Annotated in this window: 19 protein-coding genes; 6 read left to right on the top strand and 13 right to left on the bottom strand. The window is 64.5% G+C overall.

What is annotated here, in order from left to right:
- Positions 1–17 precede the first annotated feature (17 nt).
- The 10 genes from GD429_RS29830 to GD429_RS29785 all read right to left on the bottom strand — a co-directional run bounded on the left by GD429_RS29830 (position 18) and on the right by GD429_RS29785 (position 10,655).
- A complete protein-coding gene (locus GD429_RS29830; protein ID WP_152862419.1) occupies positions 18–749 on the bottom strand; it encodes a class I SAM-dependent methyltransferase in 732 nt (243 codons plus the stop codon).
- A 4-nt stretch (positions 750–753) separates the two neighbouring features.
- Positions 754–1,539, bottom strand: coding sequence for a phytanoyl-CoA dioxygenase family protein (locus tag GD429_RS29825; protein ID WP_227791788.1), 786 nt, complete (start codon positions 1,537–1,539; stop codon positions 754–756).
- Positions 1,540–1,563: 24 nt separating this feature from the next.
- Complete coding sequence (locus GD429_RS29820; RefSeq protein WP_131948754.1) at positions 1,564–2,094, bottom strand: GNAT family N-acetyltransferase; 531 nt, start codon at positions 2,092–2,094, stop codon at positions 1,564–1,566.
- Positions 2,091–3,062, bottom strand: coding sequence for a hypothetical protein (locus GD429_RS29815; protein ID WP_152862416.1), 972 nt, complete (start codon positions 3,060–3,062; stop codon positions 2,091–2,093). Before GD429_RS29815 ends, GD429_RS29820 begins: the two co-directional genes overlap by 4 nt.
- Complete coding sequence (locus GD429_RS29810; RefSeq protein WP_321574974.1) at positions 3,059–3,760, bottom strand: WbqC family protein; 702 nt, start codon at positions 3,758–3,760, stop codon at positions 3,059–3,061. The genes GD429_RS29815 and GD429_RS29810 overlap by 4 nt, the downstream gene beginning before the upstream one ends.
- A gap of 2 nt (positions 3,761–3,762) precedes the next feature.
- Positions 3,763–4,908, bottom strand: a complete 1,146-nt coding sequence (gene vioA, locus GD429_RS29805) for a dTDP-4-amino-4,6-dideoxy-D-glucose aminotransferase VioA (protein WP_131948757.1) — start codon at positions 4,906–4,908, stop codon at positions 3,763–3,765.
- A gap of 30 nt (positions 4,909–4,938) precedes the next feature.
- Positions 4,939–7,290 carry a tetratricopeptide repeat protein gene (locus GD429_RS29800; RefSeq protein WP_152862414.1) on the bottom strand — a complete coding sequence of 784 codons (2,352 nt, stop codon included), beginning with the start codon at positions 7,288–7,290 and terminating at the stop codon, positions 4,939–4,941.
- A gap of 253 nt (positions 7,291–7,543) precedes the next feature.
- Positions 7,544–7,843 (bottom strand): flagellar protein FliT, encoded by a 300-nt coding sequence (locus tag GD429_RS29795; RefSeq protein WP_152862412.1) that lies wholly within the window; start codon positions 7,841–7,843, stop codon positions 7,544–7,546.
- A gap of 25 nt (positions 7,844–7,868) precedes the next feature.
- Entirely contained in the window at positions 7,869–9,365 is a 1,497-nt protein-coding gene (gene fliD / locus GD429_RS29790; protein WP_152862410.1) for a flagellar filament capping protein FliD, read from the bottom strand.
- A gap of 132 nt (positions 9,366–9,497) precedes the next feature.
- Positions 9,498–10,655, bottom strand: a complete 1,158-nt coding sequence (locus GD429_RS29785) for a flagellin (RefSeq protein ID WP_152862408.1) — start codon at positions 10,653–10,655, stop codon at positions 9,498–9,500.
- Positions 10,656–11,173: 518 nt separating this feature from the next.
- Here GD429_RS29785 and rpsU point away from each other — a divergent pair.
- Entirely contained in the window at positions 11,174–11,386 is a 213-nt protein-coding gene (rpsU, locus tag GD429_RS29775; RefSeq protein WP_006401410.1) for a 30S ribosomal protein S21, read from the top strand.
- A 230-nt stretch (positions 11,387–11,616) separates the two neighbouring features.
- Here the strand turns inward: rpsU and GD429_RS29770 are convergent, their stop codons facing one another.
- A complete protein-coding gene (locus tag GD429_RS29770) occupies positions 11,617–12,219 on the bottom strand; it encodes a DNA-3-methyladenine glycosylase I (RefSeq protein WP_152862404.1) in 603 nt (200 codons plus the stop codon).
- A 142-nt stretch (positions 12,220–12,361) separates the two neighbouring features.
- Here GD429_RS29770 and GD429_RS29765 point away from each other — a divergent pair, with 142 nt between their 5' ends.
- Both GD429_RS29765 and GD429_RS29760 read left to right on the top strand, forming a co-directional pair.
- Positions 12,362–13,243, top strand: a complete 882-nt coding sequence (locus tag GD429_RS29765; protein WP_152862402.1) for a BadF/BadG/BcrA/BcrD ATPase family protein — start codon at positions 12,362–12,364, stop codon at positions 13,241–13,243.
- Positions 13,244–13,388: 145 nt separating this feature from the next.
- Entirely contained in the window at positions 13,389–14,213 is an 825-nt protein-coding gene (locus tag GD429_RS29760) for a Cof-type HAD-IIB family hydrolase (protein WP_152862400.1), read from the top strand.
- A 131-nt stretch (positions 14,214–14,344) separates the two neighbouring features.
- On the opposite strand, the gene aqpZ is transcribed toward GD429_RS29760, so the two are convergent.
- Positions 14,345–15,085 carry an aquaporin Z gene (aqpZ, locus tag GD429_RS29755; protein WP_152862398.1) on the bottom strand — a complete coding sequence of 247 codons (741 nt, stop codon included), beginning with the start codon at positions 15,083–15,085 and terminating at the stop codon, positions 14,345–14,347.
- A 300-nt stretch (positions 15,086–15,385) separates the two neighbouring features.
- Here aqpZ and GD429_RS29750 point away from each other — a divergent pair, with 300 nt between their 5' ends.
- The gene (locus tag GD429_RS29750) at positions 15,386–15,682 is read left to right on the top strand and encodes an H-NS histone family protein (RefSeq protein ID WP_006489320.1); all 297 of its coding nucleotides are present in this window, start codon (positions 15,386–15,388) and stop codon (positions 15,680–15,682) included.
- Between the two features lie 112 nt (positions 15,683–15,794).
- Here GD429_RS29750 and GD429_RS29745 read toward each other — a convergent pair whose 3' ends face one another.
- Positions 15,795–16,859, bottom strand: coding sequence for a glycosyltransferase family 4 protein (locus GD429_RS29745; protein ID WP_152862396.1), 1,065 nt, complete (start codon positions 16,857–16,859; stop codon positions 15,795–15,797).
- 666 nt (positions 16,860–17,525) lie between these two features.
- Between GD429_RS29745 and flhD the strand changes: the two genes are divergently transcribed.
- Both flhD and flhC read left to right on the top strand, forming a co-directional pair.
- Positions 17,526–17,846 carry a flagellar transcriptional regulator FlhD gene (flhD, locus tag GD429_RS29735; RefSeq protein ID WP_011350590.1) on the top strand — a complete coding sequence of 107 codons (321 nt, stop codon included), beginning with the start codon at positions 17,526–17,528 and terminating at the stop codon, positions 17,844–17,846.
- A gap of 92 nt (positions 17,847–17,938) precedes the next feature.
- Positions 17,939–18,493, top strand: coding sequence for a flagellar transcriptional regulator FlhC (gene flhC, locus GD429_RS29730; protein ID WP_152862394.1), 555 nt, complete (start codon positions 17,939–17,941; stop codon positions 18,491–18,493).
- The last annotated feature ends 123 nt before the right edge of the window (positions 18,494–18,616 follow it).

The following is an 18,616-nucleotide window of genomic DNA, read 5'->3' as shown; positions in this document are numbered from 1 at the left end:
TATGCGGAGCTTCCGGTTTACTCCCCCCGTCCGCATATTCCGTAGATGCTCGAGCAGAGATCCGGATAGGTGCGTCCCAGCTCAAAACACCCTTCAAGATAGGCATCCGAAACGATTCCCGCCGCGAGCGCCGCATCGATCTGGAAATTCGCGAGTCCCTTGAAGGCGACGCCGCCCGATGTTTCAACGTGCAGGCCGGCTGCCCGCAGGTTGGCGAGCAGCGTATCGAGCGAATAGGTAACCCGATGACCGTGCGCCGCTTCCGCCGGGGTCACCGCCGCAGCGTGTTCGATCAACCCCATGTGCACGGCGATCTGCCGTGATGCCGCGCGGGCGTTCGGAACGGCAACGAACAGTCTCCCCTTCGGCGATAGCCACCCTCGTATGCGGCGCAGCACGTCCACCGGATGATCGAGGTGTTCGAGCGTATGGATCAGGAAGACATTGTCGTAACGCCTCGCGGGCTCGAACGTCTCGAACGTCGAGTGATGAAACGTCACTGCGCCGCATGTCTTTTTCGAAGCGGCCGCTATGCAATCGGCCGATGCTTCGACTACCTCCAGATCCTGGAAGCGTCGAGCGGCCAGATGCGTGAAATTGCCTTCGAAGCAGCCGAGTTCCAACGCGTTGCCGTTTACGAAAAATGGGGCAAACGTCCGGATCATGTATTCATGCATCCGGTAGTCGAAGTCGTAGGCGTAGCGATGCTCGGGGTGGTCCTTCGCCTCGGAGTCGTAATCGCGGTTCATGGGGTCAATCCTGTCCACGTTGATAGAAGCGCCGTTCGACCGGCACGTAAAAATCTTCGAGCGACTCGGGCACGCGTGCGTTGAAGCCGATCACTTGACGCAGCCACGTATCGTAGTGGTCGAGATTGCGATAGCCGAGCAGCCGCGGGTAGTCGAGCTGGGGCTTGAAGAACGGGCTCGTGAACGTGAGCGTCAGCGCGCGGCGCGGTGCGTCCGTCACATTGTGTCCACCGGCGTGCCACAACCGGGAATCGAAAAGCAGCAGCGAGCCCCGCTTGCCGGTCGCACGTGACGCCTGAGCGTAAAACCGTTCGTCGTCGGGCGGCTCGGCGAGTGCCTGCGAGCCGGACAGCAACCACGTCGCGCCATTGTCCGTCGTGAAGTCGTCGAGCATCACGAGTGCATTCAACATGAAGCGCCGGTCTTCCGAACCGAAACGAATGTCGCGATGCACGTTCTTGACGTATGCATGCGTGTTGCGTTCGTTGATGACGCCGCCGTACGAGTTGAGGATGAACTTGCCGCCGAAGTAGGTATGAAACAGCGATGCGAACGGCTCGAACGCGGCCAGCAGCGTGATGTAGCACGGATCGTCGGCTAGCAGGTGATGCAGCGTGCCGCTAGCGTCCGTTGCGACGCCGTTGCGTAGCCGGATCGCATCGCGCAACGCTAACGATGGGCCGAGGGCACGGCACAGCATGTCGGTCAGTGCCGTGTCGAACGCGTGGGGTATGACGGTCCAGCCGGCGCAGGCCAGCTCGGCTTCGTGGCGGTTATCGATAGGGGTCATACTCGTTGACGGGAAAAATTCGATTCAGCGACGCGTCGGACGCTCGTGTGCCAGGATGGCCATCGGCACGACGTCGACATGGCGTCCCGATTTGAAGACGGCCTGTCGCTGCAAACCTTCGGCCTGGAAGCCGGCCTTCTTGTAAAGCGCGATCGCGTGCGTGTTGGAGGCCAACACGGTCAAGTGCACGCGGTGCAGGTTGAGGTCGTCGAACGCGTGATCAAGCGCAAGGCGGGTCGCTTCTGTCCCGATGCCGAGACCGCGCGCCGAGGTATCGCCGATCTGGATCGCGAACTCAGCGTTGCGACTGACCCAGTCGATGTCGAGCAGGTAAACGACGCCGATTGCCTGTTGCGTAGTGGAGTCGCAGATGGCGAGACGCACGTTCCGGTGACGGTTCGCCAGATACGCATCGAACCACTTTCCGTCGACTTCGGCATTCACATATCGGAATGGACTGCCGAGCATGTCGACGAGGTTTCGATCCGCGCGCCATGCATTCAGCACAGGAAGGTCGGCACGATCGAGTTCGCGCAAGGTGATGACGGTTTTCATTGACGGCACTGCTCCAGAATCTGGTCGACGAGCGGCTTCAGTTGTTCCGGCGACAGGCGTTGGTCGCACGGGACGAATAGCGTGTCGTGCGGAAGATTGCGCTCGAAATCCGGGATGTCGGGGCCAGAGGGCAGATCGGGCCAGTACGTCGCGCTGTAGATGCGTTGTGTGCGCCATATGTCGCGGAGTCCGCGCGGCGCGCCGAAAAACGGATAGCAAAGCGGCACGCGATCGGTCTTGTCGGTGAGCGACAGGCGGTTGCGGGAGCCGAGACGTGCATGCAGATAGCGGAAATTCGCGATCCGGCGCGCGCGCACAGTGTCGTAGTCGATGCCTGCGAGCAGTCGTTGCGTCAGTGTCGACATGCGTTGCGGCTCCTGTTGTTGGAGGCTTGCCTCGGCCGCTGCGAAGTCGGCATAGCCTGCTTCCGCGCCGGCAGCCATCCTCGTCAGCAGGTGGCGGCAGCGTGCGATCGAGTCGTCGTCGGTGCGTTCCGGGAGCGGCATGTGGGCTTGCGAGACGAGGTAGCCACCGTCGGGCACGCCAACGAACTTGCGGGGAGAATAGACGGTCGCCAGGCAGTCGCGCGAGGAGGAGAAGAACGCATGTGCGTTATCGATCACGACCCGCTCCCGTGGGTGCCGGGCGAGCACATCATCGACGTGGTGATCGCATACGCCAAAATAATTTACATACAGGAGCCACTCGCCATCACCGAGCGCGATGGTCGGGCAGCCAAGGTCGCGATTGAGCGCGTAACGCCGGATTGGCGTGCCGGCCGCTCGCAACGGTTCGATCATGCTGTCGCATAGGTACCACGGCGCCCAGACGGCGGACGGCATACGTGCGCGCAACAACGCGAGAAATGCCGCCCGTGCGGATTGGAAGCGCATCGCGTCGCGATGCCATTCGCGTCCGCAGTCCGGCCATTCCAGCGCCAGGTAACCGCCGATTGCGTCGTCGATCATGCGGCCACCGTGTCGATTGCAAGCATCGTGCGGGCCGTGTCGACGCGGTTGAACATCAGCACATCGATGATCGACAGATTCGGCACGAACGGCATGCCGAATTGCGTGTACGAGCCGGATTCGGGTTCGATGAACGCGAGGTCGATGCCGGCGTCGAGGAACGCCGCACGATCGTACAAGGTCCGGCCACCGGGTGCGTTAACGTAGAGTCGGGCGCTTTCTCGGCGACAGATATCGATCACCCGAGCCTGGCCACGCAGCATGACGTTGCCGTAACCGGTCGACGTGGAGATGAATTTGGTTTCGATGCCGAGATAGGCGCAAGTCTCGGTGACGCTGTGCGACGCCAGCTGTCCGATTGCATCGGTATCGGTCGACAGCACACGTTCGACGAGCCGGATAACGGGTGCATATTGCGGCGCCCGCGAATAGGCGTGATGCAGCATTGCGAGCAGTTTGGGCATCCAGCGATCCCGCGGCTGGATGCGTACATCCAGAATAGGGCGCGACGAACTGGCACCGTTCAGCGGAACGGTGAGGTAGTGCGGCGCGTCCCCGAGCAGAATGCGATTTCGGTTGATCCAGCCGTTTTTAATGTACGCGACGTCGTCGTAAAACACGAAGCGGTCGACCGACGCCGCGAGCTGAAAGTAGCCGAGATACGGAAACAGATACGGCTGCATGATCGCCAGACGCACGATCAGTGCTCCGCGATCACGCTGACGATGCGCAGCAGGTCGTATTTCGTCAATGCCGGATAGATCGGCAGGCACAGCACCTTCATCGACGCTTCGGCGGCCACCGGCAGGTTCGCACGACTGGCGGACGGCAGGCCACGATACATCGGGAAATCCGAAATCAGCGGATGGAAATAGCGTCGCACGTAGATGTCGAGGTCGCGGAATTTCGCGTATAGCGCGTCGCGGCTCAGTGGGTATTCCGGCTCGACGAGAATCGGAAAGTAAGCGTAGTTCGCGGCGATTTCGCCGGCGTCCGGCAAGCAGCGGATGCCTGGTATATCCCGCAGCAATTCCCGGTAGCGAGCGTCGATTTCCTGGCGGCGGGCCAGTGCGTCGTCGATGTGTTGAAGCTGCAGCAGCCCGAACGCTGCATTCACTTCGCTCATCTTTCCGTTGATGCCGGAGGCGACGACCGTGACTTCGTCGACAAATCCGAAGTTTTTCAGATGATCGATGCGCTGCTTCGTTTTCGCATCGGGGCAGATGATGGCCCCGCCTTCGAACGTGTTGAAGACCTTGGTGGCATGGAAGCTGAGAATCGACAGGTCGCCATGCTTCAGCACGCTGCCGTCGCCGGTTCGAACCCCGAACGCGTGCGCGGCGTCGTAGATCACGCGGAGGTTGTAGTTGTCGGCGATCTTCTGGATCGCCTCGACGTCACACGGATGTCCATAGCAATGCACCGGCATGATTGCCGTCGTCTGCGGCGTGATCGCCGCCTCGATTTTCGCCGGGTCGAGATTGAGCGTATGCGGATCGACATCGACGAATACCGGCTTGATGCCGTTCCAGAGGAGCGAGTGCGCCGTCGCGACGAACGAATAGGGCGTCGTGATCACCTCGCCCGTGATGCGCAGCGCCTGCAGTGCGGTGACGAGCGCGAGGGTGCCGTTCGCGAACAGCGACAGGTACGGCACGTCGAGATACTCGCACAGCGCGCGCTCGAACTGCTGGTGGAACGGGCCGCCGTTGGTCAGCGTCCGGCTTTCCCAGATCTTCTCGAGGTACGGCAGGAATTCTTCAAGCGGAGGCAGGTGCGGTTGCGTGACGTAGATGCGTTCGTGCGGCAGTTGCGCGACGGACGACGCGGGCAGGCTGGCGGTCATGGCGGTCTCTCTCTCGGTATCGCGTGGAGCTCAGGCCTCGGCCGCGGCCTGTGCGGTAGCCGTGTCGTCGAACAACGGCGTGTCGAATGCGGTGACGGGCTCGCCCGCGCACCAGCGGGTCCACATCGTACGCAGCGCCGACGACAGCCCGGCCGCGACGACGGCCGGGCGGAACGCGGCGGATTGCGAGCAGCGTGCGCGCAGGCCGGTGCGCAGTGCCTGAAGGGCGGCGGTGTCTTGGCCGAGCGCGAGCGCCTTCGCAACGAAATCGTCCTCGTCGCCCGCGATGAAGGCGTCGAGCCCAACGTGCTGCAGCCAGGTCGCACTGCCACGCCCGGCCAACGTCACGCCGGGGATGGTCAAGGTCGGGACGCCCATCCACAGTGCGTTCAGCGTGGTGGTCGAGCCGGTGTACGGGAACGTGTCGAGACACAGATCGACACCATGGTGCTGCTGCATGTACACGGGGATGTTCGAGCGGCGGTGGAACGACAGGCGTCCGGCATCGATACCCGCGGCGGCAAACCATTCGGTCAGCGTGTTCTGGTCGCCGTCGTTGCCGATCGCGCCAAGCGCCATGCGCGCGGTCGGATTCGCGTGCAGCACGCGCGCCCAGACCGAAATCACGTGCGGGCTCAACTTGTTCAGGCGGTTGAAGCTGCCGTAGGTCGTGTAGCCGTTGTGCAGCGCAGGCAGCAGGTTGACGGGCGGGCAATGCTGTGGCGGCATGAACGGCGCGCTCGCAGGCAGCCGCACGATCTGCTCGACGAAATGGTCGTCGAATTGACCGTGCGGCGCGACGAAGCGATCCGTCAGGTAGTAGTCCATCGCGGCGATCCCTGTCGTGACCGGATAGCCGATCCATGACGCCTGCACCGGTGCCGCACGCTGCGCCAGCGCGACGAGCCGATTACGGCCGGTGTGGCCCGACAGGTCGATCATGATGTCGATTCGGTCATTGCGGACGCGCTCGAGGAACGCCCGGTCGGTCATGCCGGCGACATTACGCCAACTCTTCGCGCAGGCCTTGAAGCGTCCGGATATCTGATCTTCCTCGACGTGATTGTGATAGAAGTGCATCGCGATGCCCGTATCGGTCACAAGATGCTCGATGACGGGCAAGGCATAGGAAGCGACCGCATGGTTGAACAGGTCGCCCGACACGAAGCCGATCTGCAGCTGGCGTGTCGGGTTACGCGAATTTGAGAAAACGGCCGTGCGTTTGCGCTTGTGGTTGTCGTAGTGTCGGCCGAACTTGCGGTGTTCGTCGAAGAGCATTTGCGGAGCGAGGTCGCTGCTATGCACGAGGCAGAACAGCATGCTGCTGTGAGTCACGCTGTCGGTCGGGTCGATTTCTAGCGCGCGCCGCAGCCAGCCGAGTGCCTCCTGTGTCGCACCGTGTTCGAGCAACACGAATCCGAGCGTGCCGAGCGGGGCGGCCGCGCCGGGCGCGAGTTCGACCGCGCGTCGGCAGGTCGCAATTGCTTCGTCCGTGTGACGCAGCGCGAACAGCACGAGGCCGTGGATGCGCAGTCCCTCCGGGTGCCCAGGCTGGAACTCGAGCAGGCGACGGCACTGTTCGTCCGCCTCCGCGAAACGATGAGTCACCCGCAGCGTATCGGCGAGAAGGATGCGCACAAGCACTTCCTCCGGCAGCAATTCGATCGTGCGCAAGCCGGCATCGATCATCTCCGCAAAGCGACCTTCCCGGTGCAGTGACGCGGACAGCGCACGCCAGCATGCACCGTCGTCCGGGAATTCGGCGACCAGTCGCTGAGCATATGTGACGGCTTCCGCGTGCTTGCCCTTGCCGAAAAGTGCGGCGTGCTTCTGCAGATGGTTCTGACTGGCGCGGCTGACCGGCTTGCCGGCCCCATCCCGTCCCGCAGGAGGGCCTCCGGTGGTTTCCGCTACGATCGCCGCGTCGATGCCGCTCGATACGCCGACCGCTGCCGCGGTTGCGAGCACCAGGTCGGGCGCCGCCATCTGCGCGATCAACCCGTCGAGCGCGGGGCCGCGCACGCCGCGCTGTTGTGCGATCTCGATCGCGATCCACGCGGCGGGCGTTTGCCCGCTGCGATACAGCGCGTGAATGTAGCTGACCCAGTAGTAGCCGTTGGCCGGATTCGCGCCGATTGCGGCTTCGAAATGCGGCACCGCGTCGGCCGGGCAGCCCGTATCGACCATTAGCACCGCGAGGTTGTAGTGCGCGTCCGCGTGCGCGGGCACTGCGTCGAGGATGGCCTCGTATAGCGCCTGCGCGTCGTCGAAGGCACCGCTGCGCTGGCGTTCGAGCGCGTTGTCCATGACGAGCGCAATGTCCTGCGCGAGTTGCTGCTCGGGCGTGAGCGTGGCGGTGGCGGACGGATCGGACGGGAGCATGATGAAATCTGCGGAAAGTCGGTCGATACCATTATCGGTAGCGTGCCGCCGCGCCGATGCCGCGAGGTGACGGTAAAAGCCCGGTCAGTTTGGCCGATTGAACGGGCTGCCGCGGCACGGCGACGCGGCCGTCGGCGTGCCAAAAAAAATGCCCGCACGAGGCGGGCGGAGGCGAACGAGCACGCCCTCACATCAGCGTGTAGTTCTTGTTGTCGGGTTGGCGCGCGCGGTTCGGCGCTGCGCCTGGGGTGCGTCAGCGGCTCGCGACGCTCTGGTACTGGCCGACGGCCTGCACGCGGCCCATTGCCGCCTGGTATTCGTCGGTCAATTCCTGCTGCGCGCGTTGCGCGTCGGCGAAGATACGGTCGTTGCTGGCCTGCATGCGGCGGATCGCGGCGATGCCGGCCGGCGGCTGGTCGGCCGCGAGCAACGCGACGAGCGGCTCGCGTGCGTCGACGAGGCGCGCCGCCTCGATCCAGTCGGCCATCGCGGCTGCATGATCGATTGCGTCGGTGAGCGCGTCGAGCTGCGCGATCAGTTCGGTCTGTTCCATCGTGGCTCTCTTGTCCGGCTGGCGGTCAGCCCTTGTTGTTCGACATCGCGCCGGCGCTGTTCGCGCCACCGAACAGCTGCGTCAGGTACTGCGAGTTGCTGTTCATCGTCGCCATCAGCTTGTTGAGCGCGGTGAACTGCGCCTGGTACTGGTTGGTCAACTGCGTTGCGTAGTTCGACAGGTTCGTCTGCTGCGTCGTGACGCTCTTCAGATCGTTGCTGAGCGCCGTCGTGCGCGCGGCGATCAGCCCATTCGTCTTCGTGTAATTCGTGATGTTCGTCGTCAGCTGCTCGCCGATTCCGTTCGTCGAGTTGAACAGCGACGCAACGCCCGACGGGTTGGTCTGCAGCGCGGTGTTGAGCGTCGCGCTGTCGGTCTTCAGCGTGCCGTCGGCCTGCAGCGTGACGCCGATCGACGCGAGGTTGACCGTCGAGCCGTTGCTGTTCACACCGCTCGCGACGATCGACGCGAGCGAGTTCTTGATCGTGTTGAGCGTCGAATCGCCGAGCAGCGGGCCTTGCGACGACGCGCCGGACGTGAAGCTCGACAGCGAGCCCATCGTCGTGACGAGCGTGTTGTAGAGCGTCACGAAGTTGTTGACCGCGGCGGCCTGGGTTTTCGTGTCGGTGGCGACCGTCAGCGTCTGGGTCTGGCTCGCGTTGACGGCGGCCGTGGTCAGGTTCAGCGTGACGCCGGTGATCGCGCTCTTCACGGTGTTGCTCGCGCTCGTGCCGGCGATGCCGTTGATCGTGAACGCGGCGTCCTGCGCGGCCGTGCTTTGCTTCCATGCGGCGCTGCCGTTCGCGGACGTAAAGGTCGACTGGCCGCCCGTCGTGCTGGCCGTCGACGTGACGCCGAGGCTGGACAGGCCGTTGTCGCCGGACACGTTGCTGAGCGCGACGCTGATCGCGTTCGCCGCGCCGGTCGGCGTCGAGCTGAGCACGAGGTGCGCGCCGTCGCTGCCGTTGACGACCGATGCGACGATGCCCGGGTTGCCGGTCGTGTTGTTGATCGCGGCGGCGATGCCGGACAGCGTGTTGTTCGTGCCGTTCACGTCGACCGTGAACGACTGGCTGCCGAGCGACAGCGTCATCGTGCCGGTGCCGAGCGCCGTGGACGAACCGAACGCGGCCGACGACAGCGACTGCGACGTCGCGATCTGCGTGACGCCGACCGAATAGCTGCCGGCGACGGCGCCCACGCCCGCGGTCGCAGTGAGGCCGGTGCCGCTCGCGGTTGCGGTGAAGGTGTTCTGCAGCGAGCCGTTCGACAGCGTCGTGAGGCTGGCCTGCAGCGCGCTCAGCGCCGCCGAAAGGGCGCCGTACGCGGAAATCTGGGTGTTGTCGCTGGCCTGCTTTGCGGTGAGCGCGGCGCTTTGACCGGCGATCTTCGCATTGACGAGCGCCGTCACGAGCGAGTTGACGTCCATCGACGAGTTGCCGGTCGACCCGCTGATGATCGATTGCGCAGCCTGCTGCAGCTGGCTGTTGGCCGAGTTGGTGGCGGAATTGATCGTCGACATCGTATTGCTCCGTGCGGCGGATGATCCGTGAAATGCTGGGTGAAGATCTGGACGCGGGGCAAGGCCGCGCGCGCCAAGCGTTTGCGGCCGGGCCGCGCGTTACGCGGGGCCCGGCCGTCGGATGCTACGAGATTACTGCAGGAGCTTCAGGACCTGCTGCGGCAGCGAGTTCGCCTGTGCGAGCACCGAGATGCCTGCTTGCTGCAGCACCTGGTTCTTCGACATGTTCGCGGTTTCCTGCGCGAAGTTCGCGTCGGTGATCTGCGACTGTGCCGACGACAGGTCGGTCGATTCTGCCTGCTGCGCCGTTGCGATCGCCGTGAAACGGTTTTGTGCCGCGCCGAGTGCTGCCTGCACGTTGTTCACCGTTTGCAGCGCGTTGTCGATCGACACCATCGCGACGTTCGCACCGCTGACCGTGCTGATGTCGAGGCCCGACACCGTTGCCGGCTTGTTGACGGCGTTGATCTGCGCGACGGCGTTCGTGATCGCGGTGAGCGATGCCGACGACATGCTGGAGCTGGTCGCGCCCGCGCTGATCGAGATTTGCGAGACCGTCGTGCCGTTCGAAGCGGCTGCGGTCGTCGTCGTGAAGACTGCCGATGCCGCAGCGCTCGAGAGCGTCGAGCCGTTCTGGTCGGTGAACGTGAAGCCGCCCTTGCCGTCCGACGTCACGTTGATGGCCGTGATGGCCGCGCCCGACGACGTGTAAGCGCCGGCGGAGTCGAGGCTCAGGCCCGTGATCGTGCCGACCGTCTGGCCGCTCTGCACGACGCCGCCGCCGATCTTCGCAGCCGACATGCTTTGGCTCAGGTCCAGCGAAATCGTCTGGCCGACGTTCGCGCCGACCTGGAACGACACGATGCCTGCGTTGCCGTTCAGGATGTTCGTGCCGTTGTACGTCGTTTGCGACGCGATACGGTTCACTTCCTGGACCTGCTGCGAGACTTCCTGTTGCAGTGCTGCCTGGTCGGTCGTCGACATCGTGCCCGTCGACGCCTGGACGGCCAGTTGGCGAATACGCTGCAGGCTGTTCGTCAGCGACGACAGTGCGCTCGATGCCGTTTGAATCATCGACACGCCGTCGTTCGCGTTCGACACGCCCTGGTTCAGGCCGTTGATCTGCGTTTGCATCCGCGTCGAAATCGCGAGGCCGGCTGCGTCGTCGGCTGCGCTGTTGATGCGCTTGCCCGACGACAGACGCGTGATGGCTTGCGACAGTGCACCTTGCGAGCCGTTGAGGTTCTGCTGTGCAACCAGCGAGTTGATGTTGCTATTGATTCCGAGCATGGAAAAATCTCCTGTTTAAGCCGAAAGCCCTGGGAAGCCGTTTTTGGCGTCGGCGGAAGCACTCGTTCATTGCTGGCCGCCTCAGAGCAGGATTTCGGCGTGCCAAAACAAAACTTGAGGGGCGCATTGAGATTCGTCCCGATTTTTTATCGTTCTTTGTCATTTCGGACGGGCCGGCCAGATGCCCGATCAACTGGGGGCAGAGACGGCCCGCAGACGGAGTGGCAAGGCTGTGCACACGCAATCGACAAAAGGATGGTTTTGTCTGTGATTCCCTGATATGATGGCGGGCTGAATTGAGATTTCTGTCACGCCTTTGCCGGTTTCGGCATGTCTGCTGGCAGTCAAACGCGGCGCTGCACGCGGTTGTGAAGCGTACTCGCGGTGCTTTCCGCCTCTCTTTTCCGGCCTCCGAGGCCGTATTTCCGCTCGTTTCGCCTGTTGTGGGGACGCCCGGATGGCCGGTGCGTGGCGCTTGGCCGCTACGTTTTTGACCGTTTAAGCAATTTAGGAACGACATGACGACGATTCTTCTGAAAGAAAACGAGCCGTTCGAAGTGGCGATTCGCCGCTTTCGTCGCGCTATCGAAAAAAATGGCCTGATCGCTGAGCTGCGCGAGCGCCAGTCTTACGAAAAGCCGACCGCAGTCCGCAAGCGCAAGAAGGCAGCAGCCGTCAAGCGCCTGCACAAGCGCCTGCGCAGCCAGATGCTGCCGAAGAAGCTCCACTAAGAGCGTCTTAGGGTTCGCCGCGAAACGGCGGAGTGTGTCTCGAAAGAGGCCGCTCCGCCGTTTTGCTTTTGGAGGCCGGGAAAGTTCGTGCCGTGGCGGCGAGGTCGCCGACCCGCGCGTGCCGGTGATCGATCTGTCGCTCGTGGTCGGTCGTGCCGGCGTCGTCACGCGCCGCGCGGTGACTGGACGGGGCGGAGCCGTTGCAGGCTCCGGGTGATGGTTGGCGCTGGTCAGCCCGCCTTGCGCCGGCGTGCCGGCTGCTTGCCGCCGAGCGCCGCGCATTGAGCGTGGCACGGGCAGCCGGCCTCGTGATCGTTGACCATGCCGGTCGCCTGCATCAGCGCATAACAGATCGTCGAGCCGACGAACTTGCAGCCGTATGCCTTCAGCGCCTTGCTGAGCGCGTCGGACTGTTCGGTCGATGCAGGCGCGTCGCGATACGACTCCCATGCGTTCTGGACCGGCGTGTTGCCGACGAACGACCACAGGAACGCGGCGAGCGACCCGTGCTCGTCGCGGATGCGCTGCACGGCGCGCGCGTTGGTCACCGCCGATTCCACTTTCGCGCGGTTGCGCACGATGCCGGGGTTCTCCAGCAGTTTCTCGACGCGCTTCGGCGTGAAGCGCGCGACGGCGTCGACATCAAAATCGGCGAACGCTTCGCGATAGCCAGCGCGCTTGTTCAGGATCGTCGACCACGACAGCCCGGCCTGCGCGCCTTCCAGGATCAGCATTTCAAACAGGTGGCGATCGTCGTGCGACGGCACGCCCCACTCGGTATCGTGATAGTGAGCGTCCGCTTCCGTCTTCACCCAGTTGCACCGCTGCGACATCGTCTGCCTCGTATTCAGTGTCGATTCGATCGCGCCAGCATAGCGGAAGCCCCTTTCGCGGGATAGCCGGCCGAACGGCAGATGGGCGCGCGGTGCCGATCCGGTTAAGCTTGGCGCCTGTTCGAATCAGCGGGATGAAGGCATGGCGACATTACTTTTTGCGATCGGCATCGACGGCGGCGGCACGGGCACGCGCGCGGTGCTGGCCGACCGGCACGGGCGCGAACTCGCGCAGGGGCGCGGCGGCCCGTCGGGGCTCGGTCTCGGCATCGAGCGCGCGTGGGCGTCGATCGGCGCGGCCTGTGCGGACGCGTTCACGCGCGCCGGCCTCGCGTTCGACCTGTCGCAGTGCGCGCTCGGCTGCGGGCTCGCGGGCGTCAACAATGCGGCGTGGCTTGCCGCGTTCCGCGCGCAGGCGCCGCTCGATGTGCTCGCGATCGAGAGCGACGCGTATACGACCGTCGTCGGCGCGCACGGCGGCGCGCCCGGGCTCATCGTCGCACTCGGCACCGGCAGCATCGCGGCGGCGCTCGATGCGGGCGGCGCGTGCCGGATCGCGGGCGGCTTCGGCTTTCCGTCCGGCGACGAGGCGAGCGGCGCGTGGCTCGGCATGCGTGCGCTCGCTTACGCACAACAGGCGCTCGACGGCCGCGTGCCGCGCGATGCGTTCGCCGACGCGCTGCTCGCGGAAACGGGCGCGCAGGATCGCGACGCGCTCGTCCAGTGGTCGTGCGATGCGAACCAGACGATCTACGCGCGGCTCGCGCCGATCGTGTTCGCGCACCGCTCGCATCCGGTCGCGGGCGCGCTGATCGCGCAGGCCGGCGACGAGATCGGCAAGATGATCGACGCGCTCGATCCGCAGCAGGTGCTGCCGGTCGCGCTGTGCGGCGGGCTCGCGGACGCGCTCGCGCCGGCCGTGCCGGCGCGCCACGCCGCGCGGCTGCGCGCGCCGCTCGACGATTCCGCGCACGGCGCGCTGCGGCTCGCGCTGCAGGCGCTGCGGGCGGCGGAAGGTGCTTGAATGTGGCTGAACGTGTCTGAAGCGGGTTGAAGGCGCGCCGCAGCAGCGCCGCAGGCGGCGCTCGACCGGGAACCGTCCGGCGCGCAGCCGGGCACGACGTTAGAATGGCCGTTCCGCAGAGCCCTGAGCGCCATTCTTCCGCCCCATGTACAAAGTCATCGCCACCGATCTCGACGGTACCCTGCTGAACAGCGATCACCAGCTCGATCCGTACACGATCGACACCGTCCGCCGGCTCGAGCGCGACGGCCTGCAGTTCGTGATCGCCACGGGGCGCCATTACGCGGACGTCGCGGGCATTCGCGACGTGCTCGGCATCCGGCCGTACCTGATCACGTCGAACGGCGCGCGCGTACATGCGCCGGACGACACGACGATCCACGCGCAGGACATCGATCCCGCGATCGTCCGCGGCCTCGTGCAGCCGGACGTCGTCGGCTTGCACGGCCGCGTGATCGTCAACCTGTTCACCGACCAGGGCTGGCTGATCGACCGCGATGCGCCGCACCTGCTTGAATTCCACCAGGATTCGGGTTTCCGGTACGACGTGATCGACATGCCCGCGCATGACGGCGCGGATATCGCGAAGGTGTTGTATATCGGCGAGCCGGCCGATCTGGCGATCGTCGCCGAGCAGATGCGCGTGCGGTTCGGCGATGCGCTGTACGTCACGTACTCGCTGCCCGACTGTCTCGAAGTGATGACCGCGAACGTGTCGAAGGGCCGCGCGCTGCGTAGCGTGCTCGCGCGGCTCGGCGTCGACACCGGCCACTGCATTGCGTTCGGCGACAACATGAACGACATCGACCTGCTCGAAACCGCCGGTCACGCGTTCATGATGAACAACGCGAATCCCGACCTGGTCGCGCGGCTGCCGCACATCCCGCGGATCGGCAACAACTTCGATGCGGGCGTCGCCCGCCACCTGCGCACGCTGTTCTCGCTCGAGGACAACGTCGCCGCTTCCTGAGCGAACGACCCGGGCGCGCTTCCTGAACTGCAATGAAAAACGGGCGCCAAGGGCGCCCGTTGAAATTGCCTGCCTCGATGTTCTTCGACAGCGTGAGGCTCGCTGTTCTGCTCGCGTGACCCCGTAGTGTTTTATTCGATGGTGCGAGCCGATGGCGGCAGCAGGTCGACGGCGTCGTTACGCCCCGCGACCAGCGGGTAGATGATCCCGGCGAGTACCGCGCCGATCAGCGGTGCCACCCAGAACAGCCAGAGCTGGCCGATCGCGTCGCCGCCGACGAACAGTGCCGGGCCGGTCGAGCGCGCCGGGTTCACCGACGTGTTGGTGACCGGAATCGAGATCAGGTGAATCAGCGTCAGGCACAGGCCGATCGCGATCGGTGCGAAGCCGGCCGGCGCGCGCTTGTCGGTGGCGCCGAGAATCACGAACAGGAAGAAGCCCGTCATCACGACTTCGCAGATGAACGCCGCGGCCAGCGAGTAGTGGCCGGGCGAGCGCTCGCCGAAGCCGTTCGTCGCAAAGCCGCTGCCGACGACGTCGAAGCCGGGCTTGCCGGTCGCGATCAGGTACAGCACGAACGCGCCGAGCGTCGCGCCGACAACCTGCGCGACGATGTACGGCGCGAGATCGCGTGCGGGGAAGCGGCCGGCGACCGTCAGGCCGACGCTCACCGCCGGATTCAGGTGGCAACCCGAAATGTGGCCGATCGCGAATGCCATCGTCAGCACGGTCAAGCCAAAGGCAAGTGCGACGCCGGCAAAGCCGATGCCGAGGCCCGGAAAGGCGGCGGCCAGCACGGCGCTTCCGCACCCGCCGAGCACCAGCCAGAACGTGCCGAATACCTCTGCAGCGAGACGCTGAGAAAGATTCATGTAAGGACCTCGTCCAAGTGGGTTGAAGACAACCGGACGACACGACGGATTTATTTCGTCGCCCGGAATTGGTCTGGATTATAGGAAATGAATCGGGTCCGGGAGGGTCAACGATTGTTAAATTTGAATGGCTGGCGAAGGCCTTTTATTAGAATAAGTCCGCATTCTCGATATAGCCGAATTGGTTAAAGATGACAGCATTTATTTCGAAGGGTAGGGCGGCAGTGCGGATGACGTAACGGATGTTTGTGTCCCGGCCGGATTCGCCGGGGCCGCATCATCGAAAAGGGGAGTCGAAAAATGTCTCAATACGCGAAACTCAAGGCGCAGATCGCCGATCTGCAGGCCCAGGCGGACGACGTGCGTCGCCAGGAAGTGGCGGCGGTGATTGCCGACGTCCAGCGAATGATTGCCGAATACGGCCTGACGGCCCAGGACCTGGGCTTCGCGGAGCGAGCGCGGCGCGGCCGCCCGCCGAAGAAGGCGCCGCTGCCCCCGAAATACCGTGATCCGAAGTCCGGCGCGACCTGGAGCGGGCGCGGCAAACCGCCGAATTGGATCGTCGGGAAAAACCGCGATCGATTCCTGATCGAATGACTGCAAGCCCAAATAGAAAGAGCCGCATCGTCGATGCGGCTCTTTTGTTTTGCGGTTTTGCGCGCCGATTTCGGCGCGGATTTTACCGAATATTTCGACGCGGATTTCCGCGTCAGGCGCCCGCGACCCGGCGCAATGCCGGTTGCCTGGTCGCCGTGCAAAGCGATTCGTAAGTTTCGACATAACGCCGCGCCATTGCCTTCGAGCTGAAACGCGTATCGAAACGTTCGCGGATCGCGGTGCGCGACAGGCTGTCGATCCGGTGCAGCGCGCCGACCGCGCCCTGCACGTCCTCGACGATGAAGCCGGTCACGCCGTCCTCGATAACTTCCGGCACCGAGCCGCGGTTGAACGCGACGACCGGCGTGCCGCACGCCATCGCCTCGATCATCACGAGGCCGAACGGCTCCGGCCAGTCGATCGGGAACAGCAGCGCCTTCGCGCCGGACAGGAACGCGGGCTTCTGCGCTTCGTTGATCTCGCCGATGAATTCGACGTGAGCCTGGCCGAGCAGCGGCTCGATCACTTCCTTGAAGTAGTCGGCGTCGGCCTTGTCGACCTTCGCGGCGATCTTCAGCGGCAGCCCGCTTTGCGCGGCGATCCGGATCGCCGTGTCGACGCGCTTTTCGGGGCAGATCCGGCCGAGGAACGCGAGGTATTCGGGTTTCACGCCCGGCTGCGGCGTGAGCAGCGTGTCGGGCAGCCCGTGATACACGGTGCCGGCCCACGCGGCCTGCGGCAGCGGCTTGCGCTGGTTGTTCGAGATCGACACGACCGGCGCGTCCGGGAATGCGTCGAACACGGGCTGCAGCTCCGGCAGGTCGAGGCGGCCGTGCAGCGTCGTCACGTACGGCGTGTCGAGGCGCGACATCAGCGGGAACGGCAGGTAGTCGAGGTGGAAGTGCAGCACGTCGAATTCGTGCGCGACGCGGGCGACCTGTTCGAGGAGCCGCATGTGGGGCGCCATCGAATCGCGGATCGACGGGTCGAGCCGCAGTGCGCGCGGCCAGGCCGCCTCGAGGCGGGCCGACGTGACGGAGTCGCCGCTGGCGAACAGCGTCACATCGTGCCCGAGTTCGACGAGCGCCTCGGTGAGGTAGGACACGACACGCTCGGTGCCGCCATAGAGTTTCGGCGGAACGGCTTCGTAAAGCGGCGCGATCTGGGCAATTCGCATGGGTGTTCTCCGATGTCGATCCGGGTGCGCCGCGGCGCCGATGTGGATCCCGTACAAGGTTGCGGAACTCGCCGACGCACGCTGTTGGCGGTACGTGGCCGGGCCCTGGGCGGGGTGCGCGGGGCGCCGGACGGCAAGCTGCGGGGCGGGCCGGCACGGCTCGCGCCGCCGCCCATTGGAGTCCATTATCGATATCGCCCTGAGGGGTTCGAGTGTTTTTTCAAACACTTAAGGCTTGTTACACGATGAAATACGCGAAAACCCCGAGAAAAAGGGCCCGGAAACATGAATCGAGACAGACTCAACTATTGTTGCGCTATCGTGAAAAACCACTATAATTTTTACCGATCCGAATGCCGGCAGCCTTGCCGGCAAGCCTTCCGCCACCGCGCGGCGGGAGTCGGACCCCTCGCAGCCGAATCCGCGCTACCACCCCGCTTTCCCGATTGCCCCCTTTCAATTCGCCTTGTCGGAAAAATTCCTACACGGTTTACAGACAAATCCTGCATGGCATACGCCACTTCGCTGATACCGACATAAATCCCGTTTGGCCAGAATTCGCCCTGTAAGACTATAAACGTGCCGACCGAGCGCCGAGAGGGCCCTGATCGAGCAAACGTTTCCATAACACGAATGGCCAAAGCAAAGCTTTTTAACGGGGGAATCATGAGCGCTACCAGCGAAATGCTCAGTGAGATCAAAGAGGTCAACCTGTCGTACCTCCTCCTCGCGCAACGCCTGTTGCGGGAAGACAAGGCGATGGGCATGTTCCGCATGGGAATTTCGCAGGAACTCGCCGACGTGCTCGCGAACCTCACGCTCGCACAGACCGTGAAACTCGCCGCGTCGAACCAGATGCTGTGCCGCTTCCGCTTCGACGATCACGCGCTGCTGTCGTCGCTCGCCGACAAAGGCCGCAGCGACGTCGTCGCGCACGCCCACTCGGCCATCCTGATGGCCGGGCAGCAGGTCGAAGGCGTCCGCTGATCCATCCCGCCTTGCGTTTGTCCCGGCGTGCCGCGCCGGCCGGCAGCGTATTGGCCATTCATCCGAACAACGTCAAGCGGACGGTTTTCACCATGGCAAGCAAAAGCGTCGTGATCGAGGTGAAGGAAATCACCCTCGCCATCGAACTGATCGAACTGGGCGCCCGGCTGCAGTTGCTGGAGGCGGAGACGAGCCTGTCGCGGGACCGTCTGATCAAGCTGTACAAGGAGTTGAAGGGCGCGTCGCCGCCGAAGGGGATGCTGCCGTTCTCGACCGACTGGTTCATGACGTGGCAGCCGAACATCCACTCGTCGCTGTTCTACAACATCTACCGGTTCATGCAGGACCACGGCCGCTGCGAGCCGATCCAGTCGATCGTGAAGGCGTACCGGCTCTATCAGGAGCACGTGAACCTGTCCGGCGATGAGGCCGCGCTGAGCCTCACGCGCGCGTGGACGCTCGTGCGCTTCTTCGATTCGGGGATGCTGCAGATGACCCCGTGCACGCGCTGCGGCGGCCACTTCGTCGCCCATGCGCATGATCCGCATCAAGGTTTCGTCTGCGGCCTGTGCCAGCCGCCGTCGCGCGCGGGCAAGACCCGCAAGGCCGCCGCCGCGCGCGCCGAACTGGCCGCCGCCGCGGCCTGAACGCCGGGCCGGGCAGGGCCGGGCGGGGCGCGGGCTGCTGCCGCGGGCCGCGCGAACCGTCTGCCAATTGCTGGTAAACACCGTCGGGCGGCTGCCGGGCGGCCGCGAAAGTTTTCCTGCCGA

The sequence above is a fragment of the Burkholderia sp. BE17 genome (assembly GCF_009362305.1).
Classification (GTDB): Bacteria; Pseudomonadota; Gammaproteobacteria; order Burkholderiales; family Burkholderiaceae; genus Burkholderia; species Burkholderia pyrrocinia_C.
The sequence above is the reverse complement of the archived record's forward strand: the minus strand, read 5'-3'. Positions and strand labels throughout refer to the sequence as shown.